Source organism: Chryseobacterium sp. SIMBA_028 (assembly GCF_046535285.1).
Taxonomy (GTDB): domain Bacteria; phylum Bacteroidota; class Bacteroidia; order Flavobacteriales; family Weeksellaceae; genus Chryseobacterium.
The window spans coordinates 161,921-185,470 of the sequence record NZ_JAWRWZ010000010.1 but is presented as its reverse complement, the minus strand read 5'-3'; the positions used below and the strand labels follow the sequence as shown (position 1 = coordinate 185,470).

General features: G+C 37.0%; 19 protein-coding genes. 17 read left to right on the top strand and 2 right to left on the bottom strand.

Features of this window, described 5'->3' with window-relative positions:
- Positions 1-152: 152 nt before the first annotated feature.
- The 8 genes from SCA31_RS14945 to SCA31_RS14910 all read left to right on the top strand — a co-directional run bounded on the left by SCA31_RS14945 (position 153) and on the right by SCA31_RS14910 (position 6,538).
- Positions 153-1,763, top strand: coding sequence for a Na+/H+ antiporter (locus SCA31_RS14945; RefSeq protein ID WP_410697757.1), 1,611 nt, complete (start codon positions 153-155; stop codon positions 1,761-1,763).
- A gap of 278 nt (positions 1,764-2,041) precedes the next feature.
- Positions 2,042-2,467, top strand: coding sequence for an SRPBCC family protein (locus SCA31_RS14940; protein ID WP_410697756.1), 426 nt, complete (start codon positions 2,042-2,044; stop codon positions 2,465-2,467).
- Between the two features lie 4 nt (positions 2,468-2,471).
- On the top strand, positions 2,472-2,981 hold the full coding sequence (locus SCA31_RS14935; protein WP_410697755.1) for a GNAT family N-acetyltransferase: 510 nt from the start codon (positions 2,472-2,474) through the stop codon (positions 2,979-2,981).
- 131 nt (positions 2,982-3,112) lie between these two features.
- The gene (locus SCA31_RS14930) at positions 3,113-3,346 is read left to right on the top strand and encodes a hypothetical protein (protein ID WP_410697754.1); all 234 of its coding nucleotides are present in this window, start codon (positions 3,113-3,115) and stop codon (positions 3,344-3,346) included.
- A gap of 35 nt (positions 3,347-3,381) precedes the next feature.
- Positions 3,382-4,404, top strand: a complete 1,023-nt coding sequence (locus SCA31_RS14925) for a glutaminyl-peptide cyclotransferase (protein ID WP_410697753.1) — start codon at positions 3,382-3,384, stop codon at positions 4,402-4,404.
- Positions 4,405-4,494: 90 nt separating this feature from the next.
- Positions 4,495-5,460: a hypothetical protein gene (locus tag SCA31_RS14920; RefSeq protein ID WP_410697752.1), complete on the top strand. Its 966-nt coding sequence runs from the start codon at positions 4,495-4,497 to the stop codon at positions 5,458-5,460.
- A 24-nt stretch (positions 5,461-5,484) separates the two neighbouring features.
- Positions 5,485-6,099: a deoxynucleoside kinase gene (locus SCA31_RS14915; protein WP_076351190.1), complete on the top strand. Its 615-nt coding sequence runs from the start codon at positions 5,485-5,487 to the stop codon at positions 6,097-6,099.
- Between the two features lie 88 nt (positions 6,100-6,187).
- Positions 6,188-6,538 (top strand): ArsC/Spx/MgsR family protein, encoded by a 351-nt coding sequence (locus tag SCA31_RS14910; protein ID WP_410697751.1) that lies wholly within the window; start codon positions 6,188-6,190, stop codon positions 6,536-6,538.
- Positions 6,539-6,686: 148 nt separating this feature from the next.
- On the opposite strand, the gene SCA31_RS14905 is transcribed toward SCA31_RS14910, so the two are convergent.
- Together SCA31_RS14905 and SCA31_RS14900 are read right to left on the bottom strand one after the other, a co-directional pair.
- Positions 6,687-6,992 carry a DUF493 family protein gene (locus tag SCA31_RS14905; protein WP_410697750.1) on the bottom strand — a complete coding sequence of 102 codons (306 nt, stop codon included), beginning with the start codon at positions 6,990-6,992 and terminating at the stop codon, positions 6,687-6,689.
- A gap of 40 nt (positions 6,993-7,032) precedes the next feature.
- Positions 7,033-7,704: a DUF4197 family protein gene (locus SCA31_RS14900; protein WP_410697749.1), complete on the bottom strand. Its 672-nt coding sequence runs from the start codon at positions 7,702-7,704 to the stop codon at positions 7,033-7,035.
- 348 nt (positions 7,705-8,052) lie between these two features.
- On the opposite strand from SCA31_RS14900, the gene SCA31_RS14895 reads away from it, so the two are divergent.
- The 9 genes from SCA31_RS14895 (at position 8,053) to SCA31_RS14855 (ending at position 23,549) form a co-directional block, all read left to right on the top strand.
- Positions 8,053-10,875 (top strand): SusC/RagA family TonB-linked outer membrane protein, encoded by a 2,823-nt coding sequence (locus tag SCA31_RS14895; RefSeq protein WP_410697748.1) that lies wholly within the window; start codon positions 8,053-8,055, stop codon positions 10,873-10,875.
- 12 nt (positions 10,876-10,887) lie between these two features.
- Positions 10,888-12,303: a RagB/SusD family nutrient uptake outer membrane protein gene (locus SCA31_RS14890; protein WP_410697747.1), complete on the top strand. Its 1,416-nt coding sequence runs from the start codon at positions 10,888-10,890 to the stop codon at positions 12,301-12,303.
- Positions 12,304-12,377: 74 nt separating this feature from the next.
- Positions 12,378-13,769 carry a glucoamylase family protein gene (locus tag SCA31_RS14885; protein ID WP_410697746.1) on the top strand — a complete coding sequence of 464 codons (1,392 nt, stop codon included), beginning with the start codon at positions 12,378-12,380 and terminating at the stop codon, positions 13,767-13,769.
- A 167-nt stretch (positions 13,770-13,936) separates the two neighbouring features.
- Positions 13,937-14,638: a prolyl oligopeptidase family serine peptidase gene (locus SCA31_RS14880; RefSeq protein ID WP_410697745.1), complete on the top strand. Its 702-nt coding sequence runs from the start codon at positions 13,937-13,939 to the stop codon at positions 14,636-14,638.
- Between the two features lie 25 nt (positions 14,639-14,663).
- On the top strand, positions 14,664-16,991 hold the full coding sequence (gene bglX / locus SCA31_RS14875) for a beta-glucosidase BglX (protein ID WP_410697744.1): 2,328 nt from the start codon (positions 14,664-14,666) through the stop codon (positions 16,989-16,991).
- Positions 16,992-17,086: 95 nt separating this feature from the next.
- Complete coding sequence (locus tag SCA31_RS14870; RefSeq protein WP_410697743.1) at positions 17,087-17,482, top strand: hypothetical protein; 396 nt, start codon at positions 17,087-17,089, stop codon at positions 17,480-17,482.
- 223 nt (positions 17,483-17,705) lie between these two features.
- The gene (locus tag SCA31_RS14865; RefSeq protein WP_410697742.1) at positions 17,706-18,119 is read left to right on the top strand and encodes a hypothetical protein; all 414 of its coding nucleotides are present in this window, start codon (positions 17,706-17,708) and stop codon (positions 18,117-18,119) included.
- Positions 18,120-18,636: 517 nt separating this feature from the next.
- The gene (locus SCA31_RS14860; RefSeq protein ID WP_410697741.1) at positions 18,637-20,184 is read left to right on the top strand and encodes a T9SS type A sorting domain-containing protein; all 1,548 of its coding nucleotides are present in this window, start codon (positions 18,637-18,639) and stop codon (positions 20,182-20,184) included.
- Between the two features lie 5 nt (positions 20,185-20,189).
- Positions 20,190-23,549: a hypothetical protein gene (locus SCA31_RS14855; RefSeq protein WP_410697740.1), complete on the top strand. Its 3,360-nt coding sequence runs from the start codon at positions 20,190-20,192 to the stop codon at positions 23,547-23,549.
- Position 23,550 lies beyond the last annotated feature (1 nt).

The following is a 23,550-nucleotide window of genomic DNA, read 5'->3' as shown; positions in this document are numbered from 1 at the left end:
ATAAAAAAATAAGAATCGTCTAACGTAAATCTGCGTGAGATAAAAAAGAAGCCTATAAGGTTTAAATTTAAAAAGTATTTGCCTTAGCTAATTTTTTCGAAATTTTTAGTCGTAATAACAAAAAAAATAATACTTAAAAAAACTAAATCAAAATGATTCACAGCTATGTTATAATATCCATTGTAGTATTACTGTCTGTAATGATATTGGTAATGATTGGACAAAAACTTAAGGTGGCTTATCCAATCTTTCTTGTGATTGCAGGGCTGTTAATAAGCTTTGTTCCGGGAATGCCTCGTGTAGAGATAGAGCCCGATCTCGTATTTCTTATTTTTCTGCCTCCTATTTTGTTTGAAGCAGCATGGTTTACCTCATGGCAGGACTTTCATAAATGGAGAAAACAGATTTTTTCCATGGCGTTTGGATTGGTGTTTTTAACGTCAATAGTGGTTGCTTATCTTTCGTCCTCTATTATTCCGGGGCTCACGTTGGCAATGGGATTCTTGTTGGGAGGTGTAAATTCACCACCCGATGCTGTAGCAGCTACTTCAGTCTTGAAACACATGAAGATTCCTAAAAAGATCACCAATATCCTGGAAGGAGAAAGTCTGATTAATGATGCATCCAGTTTAATTGTATTTAAATTTGCTCTGGCAGCGGTCATTTCAGGACAGTTTATCTGGAGAGATGCTGTTCAGGACTTCTTTACCATGGCCATTGGAGGAATTGCCATTGGGGTAGCAGTAGGATTTTCTTTTGGGGCATTGTTGAGAATCATTCCTACAAACTCTAATATCGATACTGTTATTACGCTTATTGTTCCTTACATCATGTATGTTGGAGCTGAGCATTTCCACTTTTCAGGAGTATTGGCTGTAGTGGCTGGAGGACTATTGATGTCCTACAACTCACATTGCTATCTGAGCCATACCTCAAGGATACAATCCGGAAACGTATGGAGCGTACTGATATTTCTGATGAATACCATCATCTTTATTCTGATCGGTCTTGAATTGCCAATCGTAGTTGAGGGACTTAAAGATTATACCATCTCAGAAGGAATTTTCTATAGCGTTGTCATTGGTGGGGCCATTATCGGAACACGAATAATATACAGTTATGCACTAATGTATTTTCCAAGACTGTGCTCCAAGGAATTGAGATTAAAAGCTCCCAAGCCAGACTGGCGAGAACCTTTTATTATCAGTTTTGCAGCAATGCGAGGAGTAGTTTCACTCGCGGCGGCATTGTCAATTCCTGCTTTCCTGCCTAATGGGGAAGCATTTCCACACCGAAATATTATTTTATTTGTAACCTTCGTTATTATATTGATTACACTGGTTGGGCAGGGATTATTGCTTAGTCCGATTCTAAAACTATTGAATATACAAGACGCCGGAAGTGAGTTGCCGGAGGAAAAACAAGAAGTGATCCTGATGCGTAAATTAAAGGAAACAGCTTTGCATAAATTAGACAATGATTTTTCTGAGCTGGCTGTGTCTAATAGCCTGGTACGCCATCAAAAGCATAAGCTCGAAAATGAAATGATGCTGATGGCAGATAAAGCTCAATGTATGGCTTCCACAGGAGATTATGTGACAGCTATTAATCAAAATAAAGATGTCTTACGTCAGATTATCCAGGCTCAGCGAAACGAACTGCACAGGATGAAAAGAGAGAAAATATTTGATGATCATGTGATGAGAACCATTGAAATGCAGTTGGATTTTGATGAAGCGAAGATCACTGGTTTCTCTCACTGATCCCATATTGAATGCTTTGTAAAAGGTATATGAATATATAAAAAAATATACCGGAAAAGTCACAAGAGGATTTAACTAAATCTAAAATTAAGGTTAACTTGCACAGGGTTCACAAAGTGAAAATTTATAGATTTTCAAAATTGATGTACCCTTTTCAATACTAAGAATATTAACTTTAAAATAGCTTAAGTGTTAAAATCTTTTGTGACTTTTACCTTCGTTGAGTCTTCAATTTGTGGTTAAAAACACTTTAGTAGTCTATTAAAAACTGTAGCAATATGAATACACCCATCACCGTTCAATACAAGATTAACGCTCCAATTGAAAAAGTTTGGAATGCATTGACTAATCAAAATGAAATGAAATCCTGGTATTTTGATATCCAAGATTTTGAATTGAAAGCAGGAAGTATATTTAATTTCTATGAACCCGGAGGTGAGAACAAATACCATCATCAATGTGAGATTCTTGAAATTGTTCCCAATAAAAAACTGATGCACACTTGGGCTTACCCTGATTTTTCGGAGCTGAAAACAACTGTAACATGGGATTTACAGCCAGAAGATGATGGGACTTTAGTAAAATTAATCCATGAGAATATTGAAAACTTTAAGGATTTAGGAGATGGCTTTTCAAGAGAAAACTTTACAGGAGGCTGGAACTCTATTTTAGGACAAAGCTTAAAGGAATATTTAGAAAAATAAGAAGATGATAGAATTACAGCCTTTTACCATAGATGATGTTCAGACGTTGATTTCAAAAATTAAGGACGAAAGAACACTTCTTCAGTTTGCCGGGCCTAAATACCATTTTCCACTCACCGAAGATCAGCTTGCAGGTGATTTGTCTGACGAAAACAGAACATTATTTAAAATAGTTGATCTGCTTGGTAAACATACCATTGGTCACGCTCAGATATTTTTAAAGGAAGAAACGTTTCTCCTGGGTCGAATTTTGATTTGGGATGAAAACAATCGGGGAAAAGGGTATGGTAAAAAAGTGATGCATGAACTCTTGAAATATGGATTTAGTCATTTCAATAGAGATCTGGCAGAACTCAATGTCTATGAATGGAACACCGGCGCTATTGAATGCTATAAAAAAGTAGGTTTTATCGCTGAGCCGGATATTAACAATGAAGTCCAAATTGATAATGAAATTTGGATTTCAATCAATATGAAGATCCATAAAGATACCTTTGAACGACAAGTATCATGAGTCGGTTTACCGGACTTCGTCCAATGCTTTGGACAAAAACCTGATGAAACAATAGGGTTTTACATCCCGGTTCTCGGCTTTGAGTTGAGAAATAGTATTCGGTCTCACTTCGGAAAAATGAGGTATATATCATGCTTACTCTCCCCAATAAACATAAAAATCAGGTTACAATCGGCTTCACGGGATCATTTTATTTCAATACAGGCAAAGTGGATGAACTAGGGGAGGAGCTTAAAACAAAAACTAAAATCTGTTATGAAATTGAAACTTTTGAATGGGAAATAAGGGAGTTTGCCATGTATGATAACAATGAATATAGAGTACAATTTGGCGAACCGAGGGATAATATTGGCAATACGGAATAAAATTTGCTATTTTTGGGGAAATATTTAGAATATCAATGAAAAAAAATATAATAGCAGGGTTCGCAGCGATTTTATTACTGGCTTCTTGTAATAATGATAAAGAGATTCTTAATACATTGAATAACTATAATAATTCAATGGAAACGAAGGGATATCACTTTGGTGATAAACTACAGCTTCCTAAAGAAGTGACAGAAAATGCAGAAAGTGTAACCATCAGCTTTGGAGATAAAGAAACAACAGATCTAACCATTGATCCGAAGTTTTTCACGCTAGGGGATAACGCGGTTACTTTTAATATCAAAACAAAAGGAGGAGAAATATTGAATCAGGATGCGACAATCAACGTATTTGCAAAGAATCCTGAGAAAAATATTTCCTATCAGATCGTGGCCGAATATCCACATGATCCAAAGAATTTTGTACAAGGTTTTCAGGCTGAGGGAAATACAATCTATGAAAGTGATGGGCAAAATGGTTCTTCACAAATCTTAAAATATACATTGGGTACAACAACTCCACTTGCTTCCACTAAACAGGCAGCAGAGGATTTTTCTGAGGGAAGTACCATTGTAGGAGACAAGGTATATCAGCTGACATGGCAGAGCAAGAAAGGGTATGTTTATGATAAAAGTTCATTAAAACTCCTTTCAGAATTCGCTTATCCGAATGTATTGGGTGAGGGTTGGGGACTAACGTATGATGGAAAAAACCTAATTGCATCTGACGGAAGTAAACTTTTATATTTCCTTGATCCGAATGATCCTTCAAAACTGATTAAATACATTGCTGTGGCAGGTAGTGCTCAGGCCTATGATCAGTTAAATGAACTGGAATATCACAATGGCTTTCTTTATGCCAACGTATGGCAAAAGCCAATCATCCTAAAAATTAATCCTGCTAACGGAGAAGTTGTAGGTACTTTTGACTTTACAGAAATTGCGAAGCAAAATACCAAGGGAAGTGATGATGTACTTAACGGAATTGCCTTTAAAGGAGAAAATATGCTGGTAACAGGTAAGAACTGGCCAAAGATTTATGAAGTTGCTATTAAATAAGAAAAGTTTTATAACAATTTCTATCCGAATAAAATAAAGTATGTAAATTGGTAGCGTTCCATAAGGAACGCTATCTTAGTAAAAAGAATTTTGAGATTACTCTATCTGATATGCATTTTTATTTTCTGCTCATCTACGGCGCAGAAAGTTCTTCCTTTAGATACCTTAAAACTGAAGGAAGCAAAGGATATGCTTGCTGATGACTACGGAAACCTATATATCTACAGAAATAAAGATTTCAGTTTTACCAAATACGATTCTCTGGGGAAGCAGATTGGTAAAATGATGCTCACGGTACCTTATAAAGTTCAAAGTGTACAAAACCCTCTGAATGTCCCTTTGTTTTCTGAAAATGCTCAGGAAATGAAGTTTGTGGATCAAAATATGAATGAGATTCAGCGTATTGACTTTAAGCAGAAATTTGGCTTCATCCGGATGGCTTATGCTGAGGACCTTCAGCAGCTTTGGCTGTTGGATGACAGTACAAAACGCTTGATACAGTATAATTTCAGAAATGAAACCACTATCAATTCATTCCCTTTTGATGCCAGCTTTGAAGATCTGATGGATCTGCTGGTGTACGAAACTAAAGTTTACATCCTAACAAAAAAAGATCTCAGAATCTATAACCTTAAGTTTGAAAAGCTGTTTGAGGCCCCTGTGGATAATGGAAAACGTTTTAGAAGAGAGAATGATAATATTTTGGTTATTGCCAATAATTCTATCCTAAAATATATTCCAGAAAAGGGCATGGTGACTGTTTTTGAAGATCCTGAAGCGCAAATTGTGGATAAAAACATCCTTTCTTATTTTGAAATAAATGGGAACAAACTCTATCTTTACAGTCTTGAAAAAGTAAAGGCAGCCAGCCAGCAAAAAGAACAGGAACCTCAGCCGGAATCTCCTCAGCAATCTACAGAAAAACCTGCAGAGAATAAGGATGAAAAGCCAAAGGAGGAAGATGCAGAAAGAAAAACCTCTGACAATACGTTGGAAAACTTGATTCAGGATGTATCCGAAGTTCAGACAGAAGGCATGGAAAAACTTATCAATTAATCAGTAAATACAAGGAAAAAGAATATGCACATTGCAGTTACAGGAAACATTGGAGCGGGAAAAACAACTTTAACCACGATGCTTTCTAAGCATTACGGATGGGATGCACAATTTGAAGATGTAGACCATAATCCTTATCTGGAGGATTTTTATTCAGATATGAGCAAATGGAGTTTTGCACTGCAGGTATATTTCTTGGGAAGCAGATTCCGTCAGGTAAAAGAGATCAGAGAAAGCGGTAAAAATATTATTCAGGACCGTACTATTTATGAAGATGCACATATTTTTGCAGAAAACTTAAATGACATGAATCTTCTTTCTGACAGGGATTTCAATAATTATTCGTCAGTTTTCGACTTGATGAAGACCTTTGTTTCAGCACCCGATCTTTTAATTTATCTAAAATCAGATGTTCCGAACCTGGTAAAAAAAATCTATAAGAGAGGGCGTGAGTACGAAGCATCAATCAGCATTGAATACCTTTCAAAACTAAACCAGAAATATGAAAAATGGATTTCCAACTATACAGAAGGAAAGCTTTTAATCATTGAAGTAGATGATCTGGATTTCGTAGAAAAGCCTGAGGATTTTGGGTTAATTCTTGAAAAGATAGAAACAGAACTGCATGGTTTGTTTTAACAAATTTTTATTAGAATATTAAGAGAGCATCTATTGAATTCTTATTAAATTTGTTTTAGACAAGTTTAATTTTTAAAAATAATTAGAAATGTTAGTTAAGGTTTTACATAACGGAAGCTGTTCAAAATCAAATGCTGTATTAGAGTATCTTGATGAAAACGGAGTGTCTTTTGAGATCATTAATATCGTCGAAGACCCATTGAGTGTTTTGGAGATCAAAACAGTATTGAAGAAGCTTAATCAAAGTGTTTTTCATATCATTCGTAAGACAGATAAGCTGTATATTGATCATTATGCAGATAAAAATCATTCTGAAGAAGAATGGATTAAAATTTTATCTGAGAATCCCTCACTGATCCAGAGACCTATTATAGTAAAAGGCTCAGTTGCAATGCTGGGAAGACCTATTGAAAATGTAAAATTCTTTATTGAAAAATAATAAAGTCACATCAAAATAAAATGGCCGTTTCAATCTTTGAAGCGGTCATTTTTATTTGGGATAATCTTATTTAATAAAGCTATTTCTATTAAAATTCAGAATCTGAAAATAAAAAAAGACTGTCAAACAATTGACAGTCTCTTCATCTTTACAATAGAATAACGCCTTCTACTTTTGCTACTTCTTTATAAATCTTCACCACCTGATCTGCATCCAATACAAATGCATTGATATTACAGGCAGTGTATTTTCCATTTTTGCTTTCGCGGTTTCCCAATGTAAATTTTATGCCATCAAAAACCCTGTAAATTTCAGTAAGTTTTGTCTGGTCTGTAGGGATAATAAATTTAAATAAATAATCCTCAGGAAAATCATGATGACCTTCCAGTTTTTCCTTTAAAGACTTATAGAAATCTTGAGGACTAGCGTGTTGATTTCCTTGTAATATATCCATCTGCAATTGTTAATATAATATAAATATAGCGAAATTTTTCTTATTTCCCAAATGGTCCTAATAGGGATTTAGAGTTCTCATGTTCGTAATCTTCTATAATATTGAAGAGCCCGGTTACCAGTTGTTCAGAGGCAAGCTGGCTTAGCCCTCCTGCATTTACAGTATTTTGATTTCCCCCCAAAAGACTTCCCAGAAAATTGCTTCCGGATAAGGCTGTATTAATTGTTTTCACAATTCCGTATTCATTCAGTTTCTCGTCTACTTTTGGAGCGATGGCTGCGATAAGCTGTTGAGATGTTTTCTCTTTTAGGATTTGTGTTGCTGTAGTTCCCTGAATAATTCGGGTTACGTCCTGAGCATTTAAACTGTTTACAGCGCCTTGTAGTATAGGTCTTGATGTGTTTACGGTATAGGCTGCCGCCTGTGCAATATAATCCCTTTCCTTGGCTACCAATGACGGAGCAATTTTTTCCAGCATAGAGTTGATCTCTCTAAGTTGTTTCGGAAGAGCCTTGTCTACCATATTATTTTGTAAAAAGGCTTCCTTGTTGGTGTAGATACCCATTCCCTTATCAATACCATTGAGCAGCATTTTTTTGATAATGGAAAGTCCCATATCCGAAGTGGCCAGGGTTGTACAGGATTGTACCGTGGTTGTAATAACAGCACCGGTTCCCATAATAAGAGCGGCTGCAATGATATATTTTTTCATTGATCTTTTTATTGCTTTTTTCAAAAACTGCACCAAAGGTAAATACTATTATCTATTTAACAAAATATTAAATGTTGGAGTGCTATTTGGTGATTTTTTTTGTTGAAAATTTTATTTCTTTATTGAAGATATTTTTGTTAATTGACAATTATTTTACATTATTGTTTATTTATATTGATTTATTATGTGTTTTTACATAATAAAATACTGTTGTTTTTAAATTTTTAAGATATTTTAACATGATTCGGTTTTTTTTATATTTTTGGCTAATGTCTTCTTTTGAGAAAATAAATTGTTTCAAAATGAAACATTAATAAAATTTGATTGTACGAATAAAATTGAAACTATATGAAACAAAGTAATTTAAAGTATTCATGTCTCATTGCTGTTCTATACTTTGGTATGAATGTCAATGCCCAGACTACTCCTAAAGATACGGCTGCAAAAGAGCAGAAGATCGAAGAAGTAGTTTTGATTGGATATGGATCTCAAAAAAAGGAAAACGTGACCGGAAGCATCGGTATCGTTTCTGCTAAAGATTTAGCAAATAAACCTAATGCCAACCCCATTAGCTCTATCCAAGGAAGATTATCTGGAGTTCAGGTACTAAATTCTGGAGCACCGGGAGCCTCACCTAGGGTGGATATCAGAGGGATCAGTTCTTTAACAGGTAAAACTGTCTTTATTGTTGACGGTATGATTACTGACGATATCTCTTTCTTAAGTCCTCAGGATATTGAATCCATGAGTGTACTGAAAGATCCTTCGAGTTTGGCAATTTATGGGGCAAGAGCATCTAACGGTGCTGTGATTATTAAAACCAAAACAGGAAGAGGTAAAAAACCAGTTTTCAATTTTAACTCCTATTTAGGAATTAAAACGGTAACTAATGTTCCTAAAATGGTTAATTCGGATCAGTATCTACAATTGTATAATGAGAAACTAATCAATGATAAAGTAAAAGATCCTGTGTTTCTAGGCAGGTCTTCTTTTCCAGCAGATACAGATTGGTTCAAAGAAATTTTAAGAACAAGCATCATTAACTCTAACGATATTTCTGCTTCAGGTAATCTTGGAAAACTAAATTATTACGTAAGTGCGGGAAATCTTCAGGATGAAGGGAATTTAGCAGCAGGACAAGGTATTAATTCCGGAAGTGGATTTAACAGGTTTACTACTAAAGTGAATCTTAGTTATAAGATAACCGATAATATCACAATCGGGAACAATTTCACTTTTTCAAAGATGCGTACAGATAATGTGCATAATACATTATTGGATGCTTACTCATCTCCGCCTGTGTATGCACCAATTAACCCGGCTACAGGAGACTACCAATATTTTACATTGGCTAAGGTCCCTAACTCCAGAGCAAAAATGGACCTCTTCAGATCTCAGACCAGAGAGCAAAGACTGTTGAATAACATTTGGGGGGAATATAAATTCCTAAAAGACTTTACTTTAAGAATCAGCTATAGTTCTGATAATATTAATTCAAATAAGTACGAGTATACTCCAACATTTGGCTATGTTCCTGTTGCTGATCAAAAACCAAATAAATTAATAACAAGAGATTCCAGAACCAGAAACTATATCTGGGATAATACATTAGGTTGGAAAAAAGATTTTGGAAAACATAATCTGGAATTGATGGCAGGTTTCTCCAGAACCAGAAACTCTTACTCTCAGGCTTATGCAGAAGCTTTGAATGTTAACTATAACGGTAACAATTCTTCTCTGGATATTTCTAACGGAACTGATATCTATAGAACTGGTTTTGATACAAAAGAAAGAAATGTTATTCCATATCAGGATAGAATTGAATCCCTTTTTGGAAGACTTAATTATGACTATGATGGAAAATATTTGGTAAATGCATCTATTCGTAGAGATGGTACTTCTAAGTATTCAGCGAATGACAGATACCGCGTATTCCCAGCTGTTAGTGCCGGATGGGTTGTTTCCAAAGAAAACTTCATGAGTGAGCAGAATGTTTTTAATCTTTTAAAATTAAGAGCTAGCTGGGGTAAACTTGGAAATCCTGATGTTCAGAGAGCATATACTTTAAATACAAGTATTATAGAAGCCGGTGCATATTATGGAAATGCCGGATATCCTGCACAGACAATTGACTATGTTATTGACCCAAACATTGGTTGGGAAACAACAACAGGTAAGGATTTTGGATTAGAAATGGCATTGTTCAATAACAAGTTGAAAGTTGATGCTACTTATTTTGATAAAGATACCAAGGATGTAGTATATGGTATTGTTCAGGGAATGGTTTCCGGTGCTGCTAACTGGAATAACTATATCACCAATGCATACTCTTTTAATAATAAAGGTTTAGAATTCTCTGTTAGTTATGATACTAATATTAGTGATCATGTGAAAATTGGGGTGTATGGAAATATGACCACTTTGAAGAATCAGATTACTTCTGTTTTCAATGGATCTTATTTGAATGCAGGAGCTAGCTTATATGGCAATTCAATCATCAGATTACAAGAAGGTCAGGCAGTAGGTTCCTATTATGGATATCAGGTAGCAGGAATTTTCCAGAATCAGGGAGAAGTTGATGCCTGGGCTACTCAGAATGGAGCACAAGCTGGTGGGTTTAAATTTGCAGATCTTGATGGAAACGGTGTGATTGATGTTAGAGATAAAACGTTTTTAGGAAGTCCTATTCCTAAAGGAACTTACGGGTTTGGTTTTAATATGAATGTATATGACTTTGATTTCGCTATTGACTTTCAAGGTGTTTTTGGAAACAAAATTTACAATTTCAACAGAGAGCAGCGTTACGGAAATGAAAGCTGGGATTTAGATTTCTATAATAACAGATGGCATGGTGAGGGAACATCCAATGCTTATCCGATGGCAACCAATAATCAAGCTATTATTGCACCAAATAGCTTTTACGTAGAAGATGGAAGTTATATCAGAATCAGAAATATTCAGGTAGGATACAATTTACCTCAATCATTTGTAAAATCTATGTCTATTACAAAATTAAGATTATATGTAAGTGCTCAGAATCCTTGGACAAGTTTTAAATACAAAGGATTCTCACCAGAGATCATGAATACAGACAGAGTACAAATGGGTGTGGATAATAACATTTATCCAATATCGGCAATTTATACTGTTGGTCTTAATTTAACATTTTAATAAGAAAGAGTTATGAAAAAGATATTTTTATCAATCGCATTATTATCACTTGCAGCTAGTTGCAATGATTATTTAGACATAAAGCAAGAAGGGTATACGGAGGCTTCCGAATTTTTCAAAACGCAAGAGGATGCTATGCAGGCAACTAATGCTATCTATAGCTTTCTGAGAAGTTGGGAAAATTCGGCATTCCCATATCAGTTTGTATTTGGAGTACCTGCAGATGACGTTGTTAAAGGGTCTAACCCCGGAGATGCTTCTTTTATTAATGTATATGATAACTTTACGTATACCGTTAGTGACGAGGGAGTAAGAGGATATTGGATTGGACAGTGGCAGGCTGTAAACAGCTGTAATCAGGTGATTACGAATGTTCCAAAAATTGAAATGGATTCTGCATTAAGAACGAGATTGGTTGCAGAAGCAAAAATGCTGAGAGCTTACATTTATTTTAATCTAGTAAGAATCTACGGTGGAGTTCCTATTTTTGATGGGCTTCAGTCCAACTATAAAATTCCTAGAAATTCAGTAGAAGAAGTCTATAATTTTATTATTTCTGATCTTACCAGTGCAGCAGAAATTCTTCCTCAAACTTATCCTGCTTCAGAGTTAGGAAGGGTGACGAAAGGAGCGGCATTAGGTCTACTTTCAAAAGTGTATCTCTATAAAAAAGATTGGAAAAAAGCATATGATACTTCTAATCAGGTGATGGCTATGGGTTATGATTTAGATCCAGATTTCAATCATGTATTCAGACCATCAGGAGAATTTGGAAAAGAATCTGTTTTTGAAGTAAACTGTGACTGTATGCCTCCATTTAAAGGAAGTCAGTATGCTGAAGTACAGGGAGTAAGAGATCAGTTTGGTTGGGGATTCTTTACTCCATCAAGTGCTCTTGAAAGTGCTTTCGAACCTGGTGACATCAGAAAAGAACTTACGATACTTAGAAATGGGGAAACTACTCCAGAGGGTGATTTAATTGCGATGGGTGATGCAAACTCTGTAACTACTTATAACCAAAAAGTATATGTACCAAAAGCTTTGAATAAGAGTGCTTGTGGCTATGGATCTATTCAGAATATCAGAATATTAAGATTTGCAGAAATTCTTCTGATTAATGCAGAAGCTGCTAATGAACTTGGTAATACTGCTGCTGCCGTTACGAATCTTGATAGGGTTAGAACCAGAGCGAAACTGGCAGGAACTACTGCTTCCACTCAAGGTACTCTTAGAACTGCAATTTGGAACGAGCGTAGAGTAGAGCTGGCTATGGAAGGAGACCGTTTTGTAGACTTAGTAAGAACAGGACAGGCTGCTACCGTACTCGCTTCTTATGGATTCAAAGTTGGGAAAAACGAAGTGTTCCCAATTCCGTTTGATGCAATAACTGAAAGTGCCGGGGTATTTACACAAAACCCAGGATACTAAAATAACTTGTCATAAGCTTAGAGGAGAGTGAAAATTCTCCTCTATCTTTATTAACCAGTAAACCAATGATACCAATGAAAAGCAGCCTACTTTCAATTGCCATAACCTCTTTGTTTTTTACTTATTCATGCAAAAATGCTCAAGTTTCTAAACCGAAAACTAGCCAACACACAACTGTTAAAAGTAACATTACCGATGAACAGCTGATGGACAGGGTACAGAAAGACGCCTTGAAATATTTCTGGGACTATGCTGAACCTAACTCAATGCTGGGAAGAGAACGCTATCATGAAGATAATATCTATCCTGATAATGACAAGCATGTTATTACAACAGGAGGCTCGGGATTTGGACTGGCAACCATTCTGGTTGGGGTAGAAAGAGGATTCGTTCCAAGAAAAGAAGCCGTGAAGAGGCTTACCCATATTATGGATTTTCTTGCAAAGGCAGAACGTCATAAAGGAGCTTGGCCACATTGGATCAACGGGGAAACTGGAAAAACAGTTCCTTTTGGTAAAAAAGATAATGGCGGAGACCTTGTAGAAACCGCATTTCTTACCTCAGGAATACTGATGGTCCGCGAATATTTTAAAAACGGAAACACAGAAGAAAAGGCTTTAGCCAAAAAATGTGATGAACTTTGGAAAGGAATTCAATGGAACTGGTACACAAAAGGTGGTGAAAAAGTCCTTTATTGGCACTGGTCACCGGAATATCAATGGGAAATGAACTTTCCTCTTGAAGGATATAATGAATGCTTAATTACTTATATTCTGGCAGCATCTTCACCTACTCATTCTATAGATGCTGAAACCTATTATAAAGGCTGGACCAGAAATGGAACCTACCTTACAGACAAAACAAAATACGGACTTCCTCTGTATGTAAAACACAATTATGCCGAAGAATATGGCGGCCCATTGTTCTGGGCACAATACTCCTATATTGGTCTTGATCCGACAGGATTATCAGATAAATTAGTGAAAAATTACTTTGATATCAATAAAAACCAAACTCTTATTGACTATAAATACTGTGTTGAAAATCCAAAACAATGGAAAGGCTATGGGCCAAACTATTGGGGACTCACAGCAGGATATACCAGAAATGAAGACGGAAGTACAGGCTATACAGCTCACATGCCGGGAAATGATAACGGAATAATAACCCCTACAGCAGCCTTAAGCAGCTTCCCATACACCCCAAAAGAATCAATGGATTTCCTAAGGTTTATGTACACTCAAAAGCCAGAATTCATAGGTTCGGCAGGACCTTATGATGCCACTTCCATCAATTACAACAATTGGTTTACCCCAAGATATCTGGCAATTGATCAGGGAACAATAGCTCCAATGGTTGAAAACTACAGAACAGGATTTCTTTGGAAGTTATTTATGAATGCTCCGGAAATTCAACAAGGATTAAAGAAATTAAGTTTTCAGTCCTCCAAATATGGAATAAAATAATAAAGCTCACTTGTTTAACTGATAATGCAGATTTTTATTTGTTTTCAAATATAATAACCTATCTAATCTGTGAAATCAGAGAGAGAATAAAATTCAATAGAAATGGACAAGAGTTCATTTAAATAAAATCAAAAACCAAAAGGCTTCAGCCTAAATCTAATAGCAGTATGAAATTAAAGCACATTCCCCTTTTGCTTCTTGCATTTTCCTTACCGCTGAATGCTCAGGAAATAAAAGCAGAGCTGAACAAAGAAATAAAAAAGACCGAAAAGATCTCCTACATTCTGGATTACCCGCAAAAGACTAAGGGAAATGTTCCTTTGATTGTCTTTCTTCATGGTTCAGGGGAGAGAGGGAATGATCTTGAAGCTGTAAAAGCACATAGCCCTTTCACCTATAAAAACCTGATTAAGGAACCCGTGGCTATTCTGGCGCCGCAATGTCCGGCAGATACTTGGTGGGATACGGTAACTGTCTATAATTTGATTAAAGAAATTCAGAAGAAATATAAAATTGATGCCTCCAGAATTTATCTCACAGGACTTTCAATGGGCGGATGGGGAACATTGAAACTAGCCATGGAACATCCTGAAATGTTTGCTGCGGTAGTTTCGGTTTGTGCACCAACAGATCAGTTTATGACTGCTAATATCGATCAATTTAAGAATTTGAATATGAAAATCTTTCACGGAGGGATGGATGATATTGTTCTTCCGGAGAATGCTTTCAAATTTTATCAAAAACTTCATCCTGTAAATCCAACGGCAGAATTAATCGTTTTCCCTAATGATAATCATAATTCATGGGACTCCGCTTATTCAAACCCACAACTGTATGAATGGATGTTGTCAAAAAAGAAAGAAAAATAAAACAATAATTTAAGAAGATAGATTTATGAAAAAGTTAATTATACTTGCAGCCATAGCACTTTCGCCGGTGTTTTCAGCTCAGGAAATGGTAGACAAGCCCGTACAGTCGTATCAGACTGCACAATATCAGGCAAAAAAGAAGGCCTTTGTAGATAATCTCTTATCTAAAATGACTTTGGATGAAAAAATCGGCCAGCTGAACCTTCCCACTTCCGGAGACTTTACGACCGGAATGGCTCAAAGTTCGGATATTGGAAAAAAGGTAGAGCAAGGATTAGTAGGAGGACTATTCAATATAAAAGGAGCAGATAAAATCAAGGCTGTTCAGAAAGTAGCCGTAGAAAAAAGCCGTTTGAAAATTCCTATGATTTTTGGAATGGATGTTATCCATGGTTATGAAACCACTTTCCCAATACCATTAGGATTAGCTGCATCATGGGATATGAATCTGGTACAGCAATCGGCAAGAGTAGCGGCCAAAGAAGCGGCTTCTGACGGAATTAACTGGACATTTTCTCCAATGGTTGATATCTCGCGTGAACCAAGATGGGGAAGAGTTTCTGAAGGCTCTGGAGAAGATCCGTACCTTGGAAGTGAAATCTCAAAAAATATGGTGTACGGTTATCAAGGTAAAGACCTTGCCAATGGTACAAATATATTGGCTTGTGTAAAGCATTTTGCATTATACGGAGCTGGTGAATCAGGAAGAGATTATAACACTGTAGATATGAGCCATGTGAGAATGTTCAACGAATATTTTCCACCTTATAAAGCAGCTGTTGATGCAGGGGTAGCTTCGGTAATGGCTTCTTTCAATGAGGTTGATGGAGTTCCTGCAACAGGAAACAGATGGCTTCAGACGGAAGTATTGAGAAATCAATGGAAATTTAAAGGTTTTGTAGTGACCGATTATACCGGTATCAATGAAATGGTTGACCACGGAATGGGAGATCTTCAGCAGGTTTCAGCCTTAGCGTTGAAGGCTGGAGTTGATATGGATATGGTGGGTGAAGGCTTTTTAACAACATTAAAAAAATCTTTATCTGAGGGAAAAGTTACACAAGCGGAGATAGACATTGCAGCAAGAAGAGTTCTTGAAGCAAAATATGATTTAGGATTATTTGACAATCCATACAAACACGGTGATGCAAAATTAGCTGCAAAAGAAGTGTACAGTATGGAAAACCGTAATGTTGCGAGAAATGTTGCCGCTCAATCAATGGTTTTACTGAAAAATGAAAATCAGGTACTGCCTTTGAAGAAATCCGGAACCGTAGCGGTAATCGGACCATTGGTTAATAACTCGATCAATATGGCAGGAACCTGGAGTGTAGCTACCAAGCACAATGTTTCCGTTAATTTAATGCAGGGGCTTCAGGCTAATTACGGTAAAGAAGTGAAATTCCTTTCTGCTAAAGGAGCAAACATAGATTATAATGCAAAACTAGAAGAAATCTATGCAGCCCACGGAAAGAAAACCGATAGAGATAATCGTTCAAAAGAAGAATTATTAAAAGAAGCCGTTGATATCGCCAACAAAGCAGATGTTATTGTTTTGGCTATTGGAGAATCAGCTGAAATGAGTGGAGAATCTTCATCAAGATCTGAAATCACGATCCCCCAGTCTCAGGTAGACCTTCTAAACGAGTTGAAAAAGACAGGAAAGCCAATCGCGATGATCCTTTTCACAGGACGCCCATTAGCTTTAACGAATGTGAAGGATACTCCTGATGCTATTCTAAATGCATGGTTCCCGGGTTCAGAAGCCGGAAATGCTATGGCAGATATCCTTTTCGGAAAAGTAAACCCATCAGGGAAGCTTCCCATGACGTTCCCAAGAAGCTTAGGACAAATTCCTATCTATTATAATGCGAAGAATACAGGCCGTCCATTAGATCAGAAATCAGTAGATAAATGTGAATATCAAAGATTCCGTTCAAACTATATGGATGAATGTAATACGCCATTATATTCATTTGGATACGGATTGAGCTATACCAAATTTAATTATTCAGATATTAGTGTTTCCAATGCTAATCCAAAAGGAGATCAGGCTATTCAGGCATCTGTTACCGTTACCAATACCGGAAACTATGATGGAGCAGAAGTGGTTCAGCTGTATATCAGAGATATGGTTGGGAGTATTACGAGACCGGTAAAAGAATTAAAAGGCTTCCAGAAAATATTTTTGAAAAAAGGAGAATCTAGGAAAGTAACCTTTGATATCTCTCCGGAAAAACTGAAATTTTACAATGGAGACTTGAAATACGACTGGGAATCAGGGGACTTTGATCTTATGATCGGAACAAGCTCTGATGAGGTGAAACATTCAAAAATAAACTGGACAAAATAAATAGGTGAAAAGTTATTCACAGAAATGTGTTTTATGTTTTTTTGGCATGATTTTTAATAATACCCAGTGTAGTGATTATAATAATGGAAAACAACATGAAAAAAACAATTTTACTTAGCACAATGTTCCTTGGGAGTTTAGTATTCGCACAAAAAACACCTGTATTAGGTGGTGATAAAGATGCTCACGGATGTATTGGGTCAGCAGGATATACGTACTCTCAGATCAAAAAAGACTGTGTAAGAACTTTTGAAGAAAAAATCAAGTTAAAAGAAGTAGCTTCAAAAGGAGATTATATTGCTGCGGTTATTTTCAGTAAAGACAAAAACAAAGCTGAAGTTTTCGTTAAAGATGCAGAGGGAGGAAGTGTAATTCTTACCAGAGCAGGAAACGGAAAAGCAAAAGCTTGGAAAAAAGATGGATATGTATTGGTTCCTTACAAAAAAAGCGGATATCAGCTTAAGAAAGACAATGTTGTGATTTATCAGTAAATCCAGATTTTATAAAATTCAATAGAAGACCGTCTGTTAAGACGGTCTCTTTGTTTTTAGCGGATGAAGCAGCATCAACTTGTGGGATAGAGTACGTTAAAATTATCCAGACTAAAAAATATATTTATAAACCTCTCATTTTGAGAGGTTTTTTGTATCTTGGGTTAACTAATACCTTATTACTGTTGTTATTTTTCAAAACTCAAACTATTAATATTTCAATATGAGAAAAACTATTTTATTGGGCGCAGTGTTCCTTAGTTCTTTAGTCTTTACCCAGCAAAGATCTCCAATTGTAGGAGGTGATGTAGATGTTCATGGGTGCAGAGCTTCAGCGGGTTTTACGTATTCACAAATCAAGAATGTTTGTGTAAAGGTTTTTGAACAGAAAATCAAATTAAAGGAAGTGGACTCAGATAAAAACTCCACTTCAATGACAGCTGTTATTTTTAGTAAGGATATGAAAAGAGCTGAAATTTTTATCCCGGAAGGAAATGCAAAAAGCATTATTCTTGACAAAGAAGGGAAAAGCAAAATGTGGAAAAGTGGAAACTATATTAAAGAAACGTATGTTTTGGTCCCGTACAAAAAAAAGGGGTACCAGATTAAAAAAGATGATGTTGTCATCTATCAATAACAATAAATCGTCAAAAAAGATTCAGGTCACTCGAAAGGGTGACTTTTTTTATGATACATATTCAATATTTTAGGAGCTTAATCCCGCTATCCACTTATACTCCTCATGCCAAAGCGGAAAAGCCATCGCTTATTGCGGGGTAACCGTTTCTATCGGGGCTAGGCATCAAATTGCAAATATTAATCTGGAATTATAAATCTATTCTAAGAATATCTGATAAAAAAAGGGACGTAGAGCCCGTTTTATTCCATTGTAAGGGTATAATTATCAGATAATCAATTGTTTTCAGGGTGAAAATAATACGCCATGTTCTGTCGTTTCCTTAAAATATCTTTGTTTCCAGATGATTATAGCATGATAAAATATATCGGTAGATGATTTTTATATCAAATCCCTCTACTACGCGCTTTAACTCATGAAAAATATTAAATTTACAGCTATATAATAAAACTAATCTCTAACTTAAAAAACATAAGATGAAAAAGATCTATCTCGGTGCATTTACCTTGTGCGCTGTGTGGGGGTATCTGCCCAGGAAGTTCTATGGCAACGGGACATCAAGTCCTCCACACAGGACTTTCTAAGCCAGGTGACCACCACCATCGATCAGCAGTACCTGATTACGGGAAGCTCCATTCAGGGCGACAAAATCCAACAAAACAGCAGGCAAAACAACGGCTACGACTTCCATCTGGTAAAACTGAACCAGCAGGGAGAATCGGTTTTTGAAAAATACTTCTCAGGAAACAACCACGACTATCTTTCAGCAACGGTAACCACCCAGGATGGTGGATTTCTTTTGGCGGGAACCTCCTATTCAGGCAAGGGACTGGATAAAAAGGATGACTCCAGGGGCGGTTCAGATATTTGGTTGATCCGCATCAATGAATTTGGGGATGAGCTATGGCAGAAAACCCTGGGAAGCTCCTCGGATGAGGAAGCAAGATCCGTGATCCAAACCACGGATCAGGGATTCATTGTGGCTGGAAACATTCAAAACTCCCCCAAGGGACAGGGCTCCAAGGATGTATGGGTGGTGAAACTTGACAAAAATGGCAAGGAGCTTTCCCAACTCATTTTGGGGGGAAGAGGCCTTGACGAGGTTGAAAAAATGATTCCCACAAGGGATGGCGGTGCATTATTGGGCATCTATTCCAGAAGTGGGATTGTCAATAATAATGGACAATCAACAGAGAAACCAACTAACAGCAACCAGACGTCTACAACCTCCAAGCAAAGCGAAAACTTTGGTGAGGGCGACTATTGGATCATTAAGCTCGACAAGAATGGCAAGGTTGAATGGGAAAGGAACCTTGGCGGAAAGGGAGATGACCACATCAGAACCCTTGCATTGACTTCCAATGGCTACATTATTGGCGGAGAATCCAGATCGGAAAGATCAGGAAACAAGACCGTGGGAATTGAAGAGGGAACAGACCTTTGGATCGTATCCTTGAATGAGCATGGGGATGAACAGTGGCAGAAGTCCTACACCTTTGGAAACAGGGATGTCCTAATGGGAATGAATGTGATTCGGGATCAGGACTTAACGAAAGGGATTTTATTGGGCGGCTATACGCAGACTGAGGGTAGAATGGAAGAGGGAGATGAAACATTTTGGTTACTATACCTGGACGGAGCTGGAAATGAGCAATGGAGAAAGTACATCAAGGGAGAATCCAAGAAGCGTGAGGAAAGACTTTCAGATGTAAGACTCAACAGGGATGGTTCCATTATCTTGGCAGGAACGAGTGCTGAAGAACTAGGAAAAGAGAACTGGAAGATTGTAAAGCTAGGGGACAAGCAGGTGAGTGACTTGATTGAAAAATATGACATCAAGATCTATCCAAACCCTGTCTCTGATTATGCCTACGTTGAAATAGGCTTCGATTTCAAGGAGGCTGATATTCTACTCTATGACATGAGCGGAAGACAACTACAAAATTTGAAAACCAAGAACAAGGTAACGAAGATCAATACACAGGCTCTGGTTCAGGGGGCTTATCTGGTGACCATCAAGACTGATAGTAATAAGACTGCAAATGCTAAACTGATTAAGAAATAATTACGATGAAAAGAAAGATTATAACGTTAGGAACAATTCTCCTTTTATATTCAACAATGAATGCCCAATATATTCCAACAATTATTCCTCCATCACCCAATGCTGCTTCTATAGCAAAGTTTGTAGAGAGTCCGGTTTCCTACTACAGAGGTTCGGCAAATGTCAGCATTCCTCTATTCAATATAAATGCCGGGGATATTCCCTTGAATGTGTCCATACAGTATGACACCAAGGGAGTTCGAGTAGGTGAAGCTGCTTCATCGGTAGGTGCAGGATGGAGCCTAAGTACAGGAGGATTAATAACCCGTCAGGTAAGACAGCGGCCTGATGAAAATGGGCGGGGATACCTTACCTATTCCTATAATTCGGATTTTGAAGCCAATGCAGCCTTGAGAAAGCAACTCTATGATGAAAATATAAGTTTTGGAGATGATGTAGCACCTGTGGATGAGGATCCGGATTTATTTTTCATTAGCTTTCTTGGAAGATCAGGGAAATTTATTATTGACAATGTTACCAAGAAAGCGGTTGTTCAGGGCTTCGATGACTGGAAAGTTGAGATCGATTACGAGAATATGAATGCCGGAAATCTTAGAATTAATAAAATTGTCATAACCGATGAACAAGGGAACAACTATTACTTTGGGAAAGATTCTGCCGGCATAAATTCAGCCTATGATATTGTGACCTCCATCAATTCAAAATTAATTGCCCCCGTTTCAGCAAGTACACCTGCCCAGGAAAATGGATATAAGACAGCTTGGCATCTAAAGGAGATAAAAACACAAAAGGAAAGCTATCTATTTGATTATACCCCTGAGCAGGTGGTTACCTATTCAAAGTCAGACCTAAACAAAGGGGATAATGTGGGTTCCATATCCCTAAGCACTACAAGAACCACACAGCAGGTACTTCAAAAAATTTCTTTTCCTCAAGGGAGTTTGTCGTTTGTATACCATTCGTCAGAACGGGAAGATCTGAAAGGAGGAAAAGCATTAAATACCATCATACTAAAGGATAATGGAGGAGCACAAATAAAAAAGATATCTTTTATACAAAGCTATCGTCTGGGTGATGGAAATCACATGAATATTCATTCGCTGGTTCTTCAGGAAGATCCAAAATCAGACAAACGATTGTTTTTAAATCAAGTTGATGAAGCAGGAAGGGATGACGGCATTGTTTCCTCCTATAAGCTTGAGTATAACCCCAAGGAACTGCCCAACCGCCATTCCAACTCCATTGATTACTGGGGATATTATAATGGAGTGCAAAATAGCATGAACATCTTTACAGATATTAAGGATGGTAATCGAGATGTGCATGGGAGCAATGCTGAGGCCGGTATTTTGACAAAAATAACTTACCCTACAGGAGGAAGTGAGAGTTTTTACTACGAAGATAATAATGTCTTGGTTTCGCCCTATTTTTCTGAATTTATACTGGCCAATCCATCAAGAATTCTATATGATAATAAGGCTACAGCCATTGCCAAGGGATCAGAATATTTTGTTTTAAGCAACGGCAGTACCACCCTCGGAAAATACATAAAAGAATTTGAAATTAATAATATCTACAAACCGAAATTTTCATTTAATGCCATGCTGGGAGCCGGATGTACCTCTGTGGAAACAGCAGACTGTAAAACCAAGGTGCGGCTTCACCGATTTGATAAAAATACAGGTAATCCTTTAGTAACCTACAATATTACCCAGGGTAATAATGTTGAGATGATCAATCCTCCCATGGAGAGTGGAAGTTATCGTCTGGAGGTTTCCAATTCGAGTTTTACCCTCAATGATTCCGAAAATATGGAAAGCAACCCTTTTTCGGTATTGCTGCGCTGGACAGAATATAGGCCCAATGTCTCTCTTAATAGCTTTGTGGGAGGAGGGCGAAGAATTTCCGGCATTGAGACCAATGACAACAATGGAAAGATTACCAAAAGAAAATTTACCTATACCTTGGATAATGGTACAACCTCCGGAAAGCTTTTAGGAATTCCTGACTATATGCTCATTATGAAAAAATATGGAAATATTCCCATGGTAGTAGGACAACTGTCAAACAGGATACAACCCATGTCAAGCTTTAACAATGGCGGGCAGGTAGGCTATTCCCAGGTAACAGAATCTTTTTTATCTGCAGACAACACTGTACTTTGGACCAGAAAATATAATTTCAGTAACTCCCCGGATGGAGGAAGCTACTATAAATTTCCCTATCATTTGCCTAATGATATGGATTGGGCAAGAGGGTTGAATCTGAAAACAACAAGCTATGATGCTGCCGGAAAAACAGTGGAAACCCTTGAAAATAAGTATAACTTTTCAGGAGAGGAATTTCATCCCTACAGATATTATAGAATGTTTGATGGTAATATCACATCAAACGCCCCTCCTACAGAGTTGATTTCGCTACCTCCGGCCCAAACACCTCCAAGCTATCTTTTTTCCCATTATATTAAAAGTATTCCTATCTATAAATGGGGGAACTATGTAAATGAATTTGACTTTTCCAATCAATCCCCTAATATATACAGGACAGCTTTCTTTTATGGTGCAATGATCAAAAACTACCAAAAGGTCAAGACAGAATATGAAAATGGACTACCTGTAAAGACCACTATCATAAACACTGCCAATGAGAGTCTAAGCCATCATCAGGTCACCTTTGAAAAGACCACCTATTCAGATGGTACAAGCCAGGAAACCAGCTATCAATATGCTCATGAAAAAGGAAATCAAAAGCTGATCACTGCTAATATGATAAGCGTTCCATTAGAAACCAAAACTTTAAAAAAGCAGAACATCAATGATCTTTCAGGAAAAGTTATTTCCAAGACAGAGACGAAATATGATAATCTCGCTCATGTATTTCCCACTTCTGTGCAGTCTTATGATCTTCAGAATAATGATATTCCTAGAGAGGAAATTTCCTATGATAAATATGACTCCAAGGGTAATTTGCAACAGTACACCATTAGCAATGGAGTATCAACGGTCATCATCTGGGGATATGGTAAAACCAAGCCCATTGCCAAGATTGAAAATGCAAAGCTGGAAGACATTCCCGACTCATTGATCAGTGCCATAGTAACAGCATCCGATACAGATGGACAAGATGTCCCGGGTAATAATGAAACAGGATTTCTGACTGCTCTTGACACCTTTAGAAACAGCCTGTCCAACTACCAGGTCACGACCTACAGCTATGACCCTTTGATTGGGGTGAGAAGTATTACCCCGCCATCCGGAATCAGGGAGGTTTATCTGTATGACTCCGCCAATAGACTTAAGGAAATCCGAGAAGGCAGCCAGACAGGTAAATTATTAAAGGAATTCAACTACCACTATAAAAACTAAC

What these genes read in the sequence shown, in the direction of transcription:
- SCA31_RS14945 (WP_410697757.1), top strand. Translation starts at nt 153, where the DNA reads ATGATTCACAGCTATGTTATAATATCCATTGTAGTATTACTGTCTGTA.
- SCA31_RS14940 (WP_410697756.1), top strand. Translation starts at nt 2,042, where the DNA reads ATGAATACACCCATCACCGTTCAATACAAGATTAACGCTCCAATTGAA.
- SCA31_RS14935 (WP_410697755.1), top strand. Translation starts at nt 2,472, where the DNA reads ATGATAGAATTACAGCCTTTTACCATAGATGATGTTCAGACGTTGATT.
- SCA31_RS14930 (WP_410697754.1), top strand. Translation starts at nt 3,113, where the DNA reads ATGCTTACTCTCCCCAATAAACATAAAAATCAGGTTACAATCGGCTTC.
- SCA31_RS14925 (WP_410697753.1), top strand. Translation starts at nt 3,382, where the DNA reads ATGAAAAAAAATATAATAGCAGGGTTCGCAGCGATTTTATTACTGGCT.
- SCA31_RS14915 (WP_076351190.1), top strand. Translation starts at nt 5,485, where the DNA reads ATGCACATTGCAGTTACAGGAAACATTGGAGCGGGAAAAACAACTTTA.
- SCA31_RS14910 (WP_410697751.1), top strand. Translation starts at nt 6,188, where the DNA reads ATGTTAGTTAAGGTTTTACATAACGGAAGCTGTTCAAAATCAAATGCT.
- SCA31_RS14905 (WP_410697750.1), bottom strand. Translation starts at nt 6,992, where the DNA reads ATGGATATATTACAAGGAAATCAACACGCTAGTCCTCAAGATTTCTAT.
- SCA31_RS14900 (WP_410697749.1), bottom strand. Translation starts at nt 7,704, where the DNA reads ATGAAAAAATATATCATTGCAGCCGCTCTTATTATGGGAACCGGTGCT.
- SCA31_RS14895 (WP_410697748.1), top strand. Translation starts at nt 8,053, where the DNA reads ATGAAACAAAGTAATTTAAAGTATTCATGTCTCATTGCTGTTCTATAC.
- SCA31_RS14890 (WP_410697747.1), top strand. Translation starts at nt 10,888, where the DNA reads ATGAAAAAGATATTTTTATCAATCGCATTATTATCACTTGCAGCTAGT.
- SCA31_RS14885 (WP_410697746.1), top strand. Translation starts at nt 12,378, where the DNA reads ATGAAAAGCAGCCTACTTTCAATTGCCATAACCTCTTTGTTTTTTACT.
- SCA31_RS14880 (WP_410697745.1), top strand. Translation starts at nt 13,937, where the DNA reads ATGAAATTAAAGCACATTCCCCTTTTGCTTCTTGCATTTTCCTTACCG.
- bglX (WP_410697744.1), top strand. Translation starts at nt 14,664, where the DNA reads ATGAAAAAGTTAATTATACTTGCAGCCATAGCACTTTCGCCGGTGTTT.
- SCA31_RS14870 (WP_410697743.1), top strand. Translation starts at nt 17,087, where the DNA reads ATGAAAAAAACAATTTTACTTAGCACAATGTTCCTTGGGAGTTTAGTA.
- SCA31_RS14865 (WP_410697742.1), top strand. Translation starts at nt 17,706, where the DNA reads ATGAGAAAAACTATTTTATTGGGCGCAGTGTTCCTTAGTTCTTTAGTC.
- SCA31_RS14855 (WP_410697740.1), top strand. Translation starts at nt 20,190, where the DNA reads ATGAAAAGAAAGATTATAACGTTAGGAACAATTCTCCTTTTATATTCA.